This window comes from Proteiniphilum sp. UBA5463, from assembly GCF_002427225.1.
In the GTDB taxonomy this organism is placed as follows: domain Bacteria; phylum Bacteroidota; class Bacteroidia; order Bacteroidales; family Dysgonomonadaceae; genus Proteiniphilum; species Proteiniphilum propionicum.
In genome coordinates, this window is the sequence record NZ_DIQL01000027.1 from 1 (window position 1) to 8704 (window position 8704).

At 40.0% G+C, this 8704-nt stretch carries 7 protein-coding genes and 1 pseudogene; 5 read left to right on the top strand and 3 right to left on the bottom strand.

Annotated elements, in window-relative coordinates; all coding sequences use genetic code 11:
* Positions 1-643: pseudogene (locus tag B3B27_RS04665) on the bottom strand (hypothetical protein); the annotation flags it as partial.
* Positions 644-674: 31 nt separating this feature from the next.
* A complete protein-coding gene (locus B3B27_RS04670; protein WP_238869134.1) occupies positions 675-1400 on the bottom strand; it encodes a hypothetical protein in 726 nt (241 codons plus the stop codon).
* A gap of 154 nt (positions 1401-1554) precedes the next feature.
* Here B3B27_RS04670 and dut point away from each other — a divergent pair, with 154 nt between their 5' ends.
* The 5 genes from dut (at position 1555) to B3B27_RS04695 (ending at position 7464) form a co-directional block, all read left to right on the top strand.
* Entirely contained in the window at positions 1555-1989 is a 435-nt protein-coding gene (dut, locus tag B3B27_RS04675) for a dUTP diphosphatase (protein WP_238869135.1), read from the top strand.
* A 16-nt stretch (positions 1990-2005) separates the two neighbouring features.
* On the top strand, positions 2006-3751 hold the full coding sequence (locus B3B27_RS04680) for a tetratricopeptide repeat protein (protein ID WP_286846958.1): 1746 nt from the start codon (positions 2006-2008) through the stop codon (positions 3749-3751).
* Between the two features lie 89 nt (positions 3752-3840).
* The gene (locus tag B3B27_RS04685) at positions 3841-4692 is read left to right on the top strand and encodes a DUF4292 domain-containing protein (protein ID WP_238869141.1); all 852 of its coding nucleotides are present in this window, start codon (positions 3841-3843) and stop codon (positions 4690-4692) included.
* On the top strand, positions 4693-6054 hold the full coding sequence (locus B3B27_RS04690) for a murein hydrolase activator EnvC family protein (RefSeq protein WP_238869142.1): 1362 nt from the start codon (positions 4693-4695) through the stop codon (positions 6052-6054).
* A gap of 126 nt (positions 6055-6180) precedes the next feature.
* Positions 6181-7464, top strand: coding sequence for an MFS transporter (locus tag B3B27_RS04695; RefSeq protein ID WP_238869143.1), 1284 nt, complete (start codon positions 6181-6183; stop codon positions 7462-7464).
* 40 nt (positions 7465-7504) lie between these two features.
* On the opposite strand, the gene B3B27_RS04700 is transcribed toward B3B27_RS04695, so the two are convergent.
* Positions 7505-8704: response regulator (locus B3B27_RS04700; RefSeq protein WP_286845043.1), on the bottom strand; the 1200-nt coding region annotated here is incomplete at its 5' end.

The window sequence follows — 8704 nt, forward strand, 5'->3', positions numbered from 1 at the left end:
CGTTATTTAGTTGTTTGCGTGTCAATAGCCTTTGAAAATCTTCACCGTTGAAACTGCAAAAATCATTATCTATTATTTGCGCAAACATCTTGTCTCCCGATGGGAAAAAATACAATACGGCAGGATAGGGCTTGAATGTCCTCACCTCTTTGCCATCGAAGACAAAGAATGCAGAAAACGACTGGAAGTAAATCTTTCCATCGAAAGGATATATCGTCCATATTTCATCGTTATGAAACTGATAATCATCAACAATACTTTTTATTGAGTAATAAATAAGCTGATTGGACCGGTTTCGTTCGAAATATCCGAATTCCTCGAATGAACCTACATATATTCGCTCAGTCGAGTGATTGTTGTCTATATAAATAGACTTTACTGAGAGATTATTGGGGAGTGGACACAGAGACCAGTTGACTCCGTCAAAACTCAAAAGCCCGTTTTCGTTACCAAAATAGATTACTCCGTTACTGCCCTGTTCTGCTGCCCAGTTTTGGTTGCCTGCCCTATATATATTTGTAGTATAGTTATAGACCGGGGGAATGAACGGGATTTCCTGTGCACTGCTCCCGATAGAGAGAACGATTAAAATTACGGTTAAGAGTGTCTTGCAAATATTTTTTTTACGTACAAGATAAATCATTTTCAGATCTTCTTTAGTGAGGGACTGATGGCTATTTCTTATCTAACAGCTCATCTATCTCTTTTTCATTCAGTACTTTTACATTAGTAAAAAGAAATTTTGTATCGAGAAAATTTCCGTATTGATTACACTCAGTGATAGCGTCGTGGAGGCTCGACTTAACATCCTTATCAAATGGGAAAAGCATGAGGATGGTAAAGTAGTTTTCTTTGATTACAAATTTTTCAATAACTATTTCTGCTTTTTGCAACTGAAAAATAAATTCGCGCTCTACCATCTCCTTTTGCAAATCGGTAAGTTCTTGCCTGTTATTGGTTGTGAAAAGGGCGAAAAACCGCAGTTTCTTATCGTGGCCACCCAGGCCCGAAGAGATATATACTTGCTGATGCCCCGAAAGGTCTGAGCTAAGAATGATACGGCTGCTGACAAGTGCCATGGACGACCAGTTAAGCAGTTCAGGCTCTAGTGGACTACTGTGATATGTTTCAATAGATCTGTATGCTCCTACATCGGGTATGGAAGCAAGAAGGGTCAGGCTTTTTTTCTTACGTTCGATGGACTCGTCGGGAGAAAATAAAACAGCTACCTCTTCATCTCGCACAAAGGGGGTGTTTTCTCGCCGCATCCTGTCGAAATATCTGAAATACTCCATCTGCTCCTCAATTGGCACCAGTTCCTCGAGGATATGAAATGAGTCAATTCCCTGTTCATTCAGCGTTTGACGTAATTTTGCCAAAAGATCATCTTGTCCGCTCATATATGCAAAGATATGGTTTTTTCTTACTTCACGAGTGACAATCTCTCAAAATGTTATATTCCTTTGGAATTAAATTCCTTAAATTTCATCAAATTGATAATAATTTCCTCAGAATTGTATAAATTCGCATAATTAATTCGAATGACTCTCACCAATGAAGATTAAAATAGTAAACATGTCACGTCATCCGCTTCCTGAATATGCAACGATGTCGGCTGCCGGACTAGACCTACGTGCGAATATTGAAGAACCTGTTGTTTTAAAGCCTCTGGAGCGAGCCCTTGTGCCGACCGGCATTTTTATTCAGCTCCCTGAAGGATATGAAGCTCAGATACGCCCCCGAAGCGGATTAGCAATAAAACATGGTATTGGAATTGTGAACTCACCCGGTACAATTGATGCCGATTACCGTGGTGAAATTCGGGTGATCATGGTGAACCTGTCGAATGAAAATTTTACCATAAACGACGGAGAACGCATCTGCCAGATGGTGGTTGCTCAACATGCCAGCGTAGAGTGGGAACCGGTTGACACACTGGATGAAACAAAAAGAGGAGATGGAGGGTTTGGACATACCGGCAAACAATAGAAACTGTAGGCAAAGAATGAATTATCTGACAGAAATAAAAAAGCTGAATGCCGGCCTGGTTTTATTATACCTGGTATTGGCAGTTATGCCACTAAAGGCAGTAGCTCGCCAGGATGTACGTCAAATACATCATAATGAAGCAACTGATAGGAAATTTGATTACTATTTTTACGCTGCTTTGAATGCAAAAGCTCTTGGGAAATATGATGAAGCTATCGACTTTTTTCAGCATTGTTATGCACTGGATTCAACCAATGCAAATGTAATGGTTGAACTGGGGACTTTCTACAGTGTGCTTCAGGAAAAAGACAGGGCGCTGGATTTTTTCCGGAAAGCTGTTCATTACGATAATTCCAACTACTACTATAATATGATGCTTGCGGGATTATGCAAAGAACTCGAGCTTAAACAAGACGTTCTTGGCATTTACAGTTCTTTGCTGAAGTTATACCCCGACAGATCAGAACTTTATTTCGAACTGTCAAACGCATATGCAGATAATGGAGAACAACAAAAAGCTATAGATGCGCTTAACGAACTTGAAAAAAGTACTGGAATGTCAGAGATGCTTTCACTTAACAAGTTCCGTCTATATTCCCTGATGGACAAAAAGGAGAAAGCATTTGAAGAAATTCAGCAGTTCATTGACAAAAATCCCGGTGATCCCAGGTATCTTATCCTTATGGGTGATCTATATATGGAAGACAATCAGGATCAGAAAGCACTGCAATATTACGAACAGGTGAAAGGTATAGATCCTGATTATCCAGAACTTATTCTATCCATGGTGAACTATTATGAGAAAACAAACAATAAGCCCGCCGCACAGGCTGAGTTACAGAAAGCCATCACAGGATCGTTTATGGATGTTGAGACAAAACTGCAGCTTCTTACACGTTATCTCGGCATTCTGCAGCAGAACCGACAGGAACTGAAACAGGCAAATACACTGTTCGAATCACTCTTTGAACAGCATCCCAACAACAGGCAACTGAACATGATTTATGGCAATGTCCTCATGCTACAGAATGACAAAGAGGGCGCCATGGAACAGTTCGAGATATATACCAAGGATAATCCTGGTGATCCGGCAGGGTATGAGCAAATGATCCGTATTGCCTTGCCTGATGAAGATCTGGAGAAAATTAAGGAGGTAACAACTGAAGCACTAAAACATCTTCCAAAGGAGCCTCAGTTCTATTTCTACTTAGGTGCTGCCCATTATCAACAGAAGAATTATAAGGAAGCATTAAGGGTATTTGAGGAGGGGTTGAAAAATGCAGTAATGCTGAGTCCAGCTATGGAATCAGATTTTCATGGTCAGATAGGCGACCTGAACTATTTTCTTGGGAATAAAGATATTGCTTTCGGATGTTATGAAAAAGCTTTAAAGCTGAATCCGCAAAATCTTCCTGTTTTAAACAATTACAGTTATTATCTGTCTCTTGAAAAGAGGGATCTGAACAAAGCAGAGCAGATGAGCGGGATTACAATAAAGGCAGATCCGATGAACCCTACTTACTTAGATACTTACGGGTGGGTATTGTTTGAACAGGGATCTTACCTTATGGCAAAAATATATATTGAAAAGGCCATGGAATATAGCAAGGAGAATCCATCAGCTGAGGTTTATGAACATTACGGAGACGTTTTGTTCAAAACCGGAGAAAGAGAGAAGGCAATAGAACAGTGGAAAAAGGCAAAAGAACTGGGACGTGACTCAAAAAAATTAAATAAAAAAATAAAAACCCGAAAGTTGTAAATGTCCTAGTTGGTAAATAAATGCCGGATGTGGAATTTTTTATGACCGTTATTTGAAATTAAAAAAACAACTGAAATAATTATCGAGCTATGAATATTTCTCACTGCAAACATATCTTTTTATTCTTTTTTTTGTTGGGCATTGCTCTAAATTCCTGTAAGCCCAAACAACAGATTGTTTACTCCACCTCTCCTGTGGAAGATAAATCATATAATCAGCTTTTCAATGACATTATTACCAGTGAGTTCCCTTACTATACCTTTTCAGCCAAGCTTAATATGAACTTGACTAACGGTTCCAGGTCCTTAAGTTCAAGAGGAAATATACGCATTGTGAAGGATAATGCCCTTCAGATTTCTATACAACCTCTTTTCGGTGTGGAAATGTTTCGATTTTATATCGATCCCGATTCTGTACTGGTGCTCGACAGGATGAACAAACGTTATGTTCAGGAATCTATCAGTTCTTTGAAAGAGCAATATCCGGTAGGATTCGACTTCTATACCATGCAATCGGTTTTTACCAATGCTCTTTTTGTTTCAGGAAAAAAGAAGGTGGAAAACTCAGATTACCTTAACTTCAAATACATTCGCACATCAGATCAATATTACTATTTAACCGGTAAGGACAGAGAATCGGGGATAGACTACTCATTCACGGTAAATTGTGACGATCGTATCACATTTACACATCTTATGCAACCAGAGAAGAAACATTATCTGCAATGGGGATACAATAATTTTGCAATATTGAACAATATTACTTTCCCGCATAAGATGAATGTAACCCTTTCATCTTCATCACGAAAGGTTGATGCCGAACTGCTTTTTTCCGATATTATCACAAATCAGCCATTTCAGTTGGGTAAGAGTGTTCCAGTCGGCTATAATAGAACCTCTATAGATGCAATATTGAAAATTATCTCTCCGAATAAAGACTAAATGAAAAGGTTTACTCTTATATATCTTTTTTCATTGTTTGCTTTTGTCTTATTTTCTCAAACCAGTCAGATCGAAAGTTTACAGAAACAGCAACAGGCCCTACAGGAGGAGATAAGAAGCACAAACAGGCTTTACCTTGATGTGCAAAAACATACTACAACTATACTGGATCGTATTAACCTTATTAATAAACAGATTTCTTCACGAAAAGAGTTGATCAATTTGCGGAATCAGGAAATAGCAGCATTGAAAAATGAAGAATCGAGGCTGGAAAGTGAGATTTCACGGCTCAATAAAGAGCTGAAGCGGAAGCAGGATAGCTATGCCAACGCCATGAAAGGCATGTTGAACAATAAGTTCAGCCAGAATAAGTTACTGTTTATTTTGACAGGAAGGTCCCTTGGCGAGTCGTTGAGAAGAATGCAATACCTGAGGGAGTATTCAAGATGGCAGAAGATGCAGGCTCAAGAAATAAAGGTGCAAAATGCCGAAATCACAGCCAAAAAGGAATCTCTAACCCTGGCCAGAGCCGGCAAAGAAGAGGCGCTGGCATTGTTGAGGAATGAACAGATAAGGTTGCAGGAGGAGGAGAAAGCGCGTCAATCGGAGGTAGCAGAGGCTCGTGGGCAGCAACAGAAGTTAAAGAAATCTATTCAGGACAAACAGCGCAGGGCATCACAGCTGAACGCACAGATTGAAAGATTGATTGCTGAAGAGGTGGCACGCCAGGAGAGGGAGGCTGAGGCTGCCAGGCGGGCAGAAGAGGCTGAACGACGGAAGAGAGCCGAACGGGAAGCCGCAAAAATCAAGCGCGAAGGAGAAAAGAGCAAGGAGGCAGTAGAGAAGGAGGAGGCAGCCGGGCGAAAAGAGGAAGCTGCGCCAAGTGGTTCGCCCGCTCCCAGAATTGAGGTAGGAGCGAGTACAGCATCGGCGGAGACATTCAATCTGTCTAAGAATTTTGCTGCAAATAAGGGAAGACTGCCTATGCCTGTTTCCGGAACTGTATCAATAGTTGGCAATTTCGGCACCAAAAAACATTCGGAATGGAATGTGACAACCAATAGTAATGGTATTGATATACAAGCTCAGAGGGATGCCAATATACGTACCGTTTTCGATGGAGAGGTTTCGAAAGTGTTCTCTTTCCCCGGTTCTAACACTTGTGTTATTGTTCGTCACGGAGAGTACTACACATTTTATGCCAACATATATGATCTTTTTGTTAAACAAGGGGATAAAGTGAAGACAGGACAATCGCTGGGACGTATTTTCACCGATCCCGATACCGGAGTCTCTACCATGCACTTCCAGCTGTGGCAGAAAACAACAAAACTTAATCCTGCGCCATGGTTGCAGCGATAATTTAGTTTTGTATTGTAAAGGTGAAAAGAATCTGTTGTTTCATAAAGTTCAAGATTGTATATATTCTCAATATAAGTGGCCTTTGGCCCGCAAAATAATTTTGTTTATTGATCTAATTCTAACAATATGTCGTTAAAGGCACGTCTAATAATTATGAACTTCCTCCAGTTCGCAGTCTGGGGGGCTTATCTCACATCTATGTCGCGTTATCTGGGCCCGGCGGGTATGGGATCACATATCGGGGTTTTCTATTCTGTGCAGGGGATAGTATCCATATTTATGCCTGCACTTATAGGTATTATCGCCGACAGGTGGATACCTGCTCAAAAGCTGTTGGGGATCTGCCACCTGCTGGCAGCCTCTTTTATGCTTTCCGCAGGTTTGTATGGGATGAACGCCGGAACGGATATCTCATTTTCTCTGTTTTTTTCTCTCTATACATTGAGCGTTTCTTTTTACATGCCTACACTGGCACTATCAAACTCTGTAGCATACACAATTCTGGAAAGAGGAGGAATGGATACCGTTAAAGCCTTCCCCCCGATTCGTGTTTTTGGTACCATAGGATTTATTTGCACCATGTGGCTGGTAGATATTATCGGGTTCCAGACCTCAGCCATGCAGTTTGTAGTAAGTGCGATGATTGGATTTGTACTGGGAGCTTACGCTTTTTCACTTCCCAAATGCCCTGTCACTACAAGTAATAAAGATAAAACCCTGTTCCAGGCACTTGGCCTGGATGCATTTAAGCTGTTTAAACAGCGGAAGATGGCGCTTTTTTTTATATTTTCCATGTTTTTGGGTGTATCACTACAGATAACCAACGGTTTTGCCAATCCGTTTATTGCCAGCTTTGAAGCTTTGCCGCAATATGTTAATGCATTCGGGGTGAAACACTCCAACATTCTAATTTCACTTTCTCAAATATCTGAAGCTCTATGTATCTTGCTTATACCTTTCTTTTTGAGGAGATATGGAATAAAGAGCGTAATGCTTATAGCGATGTTTGCCTGGGTTCTGAGGTTCGCTTTCTTCGGGCTGGGTAATCCGGGAAACGGGCTATCGTTGCTTATATTTTCCATGTTGGTTTATGGTGTAGCATTCGATTTTTTCAATGTGTCGGGTTCCCTGTTCGTAGATAAGGAGACACCCCACAATATCCGTGCCAGCGCACAGGGGATGTTTATGTTGATGACCAACGGTATTGGTGCTACCATTGGGACTTTAAGTGCACAGTGGGTGGTGAATCAATATTGCAAGTGGACTGATGTGAGCGTGGGGACAACCACTAAATCGTTGCTGGTGGGAGACTGGCCTAGCGTGTGGTTTATATTTGCCGCATACTCCCTGGTGGTGGCGGTAATGTTTGCATTCCTCTTCAAATATAAACATGTGCGGCAGGTAGAATAGAAATATAAAGTTATCTATTCTGTTTTATCGTAACTAAAGTTTAATCTGTTGACTCCCTGAATTCTTTTGGAGTTTTGTTGTATTTTTTAAGGAATTCCCTGTAAAAGTAGGCCTTGTTGTTGAAACCTGATGCATACATAACTTCTTGAACAGTTCTGTTAGTTGTTTTCAGAAGTTTCCCCGCATACTTAAGCCTTATTGAACGAATAAATTCAGTGGGCGTTTTTTTAGTGATCTCCTTTATTTTACGATAAAGTTGCATCTTGCTGATTGCCGTTTCATTTGCAATGAATTCAATCGTGAGTTCTTCGTTATCAATATTGTCATAAATAACTCTCGTAATATTCAGAATCGTTTCTTTATCTTCTTTGTGGATTAGAGAGCCCTCATATTGTTCAAGAGCGGAGTAGGGGGAATTACTGTACTCTTCCAATATATTTTTTTTGTGAAGCAAGCTTTTAACAATTACTTCTAAATGACGAAAATTGAAAGGTTTGTTGATATAAGCATCGGCACCCACTTCGTAACCTTCAATCTGACTTTCGATGGAACTTTTCGATGATAAAAGTATGATTGGTATATGGCTGGTCATTTCCTGCGTTTTCATTATTTTTACAAATTCAACCCCATTCATTTTCGGCATAATTATGTCGCTGATAACCAGTATTGGATGTTGCCTGTTTACAGCCTGTAATGCTTCCATCCCGTTAGAAGCTTCTATTATACTGTAATTCGGGCTTAAAAGATCTTTTATCATTGAACGGATTTCCCGGTCATCTTCAACTATCAAAACAGATCCATCATTTGAAATATAATCTTGTTCCGGTAATTTATTTTTTTCTTCTAATAGATTGATTTCACTTGATGTAATTGATTTTAATCGTGTTAAGTCAGGCTTATGATATACCTGCTCTAATTCTGCCGATGTTAACTCTAAATTTGGGATACGGACTTCAAACAATGTGTATGTCTCCCCGTCGCTTTCAATACTGATATCTCCTTTTAGGATATTTACTATACTTTTACATAATGCCAGCCCTATACCGTGCCGGGGATAGTCGCCGATAGACATTTGTCTTTCAAGCCGGTTAAGGACTTCAAATTTGTCGAATAAAATGTCATAGTATTCTGATTTTATTCCGATACCGGTATTTTTGATTGAGATTGATAATATCTCATTTTCGACTCTGACTCTAATTTCAATATGTTCTTCATCAGATGTGTATTTTACAGCATTTGA

Excerpts from the sequence above, each read along its gene's own strand:
- B3B27_RS04695 (WP_238869143.1), top strand. The coding sequence starts at position 6,181 with ATGTCGTTAAAGGCACGTCTAATAATTATGAACTTCCTCCAGTTCGCA.
- B3B27_RS04685 (WP_238869141.1), top strand. The coding sequence starts at position 3,841 with ATGAATATTTCTCACTGCAAACATATCTTTTTATTCTTTTTTTTGTTG.
- dut (WP_238869135.1), top strand. The coding sequence starts at position 1,555 with ATGAAGATTAAAATAGTAAACATGTCACGTCATCCGCTTCCTGAATAT.
- B3B27_RS04670 (WP_238869134.1), bottom strand. The coding sequence starts at position 1,400 with ATGAGCGGACAAGATGATCTTTTGGCAAAATTACGTCAAACGCTGAAT.
- B3B27_RS04690 (WP_238869142.1), top strand. The coding sequence starts at position 4,693 with ATGAAAAGGTTTACTCTTATATATCTTTTTTCATTGTTTGCTTTTGTC.
- B3B27_RS04680 (WP_286846958.1), top strand. The coding sequence starts at position 2,006 with ATGAATTATCTGACAGAAATAAAAAAGCTGAATGCCGGCCTGGTTTTA.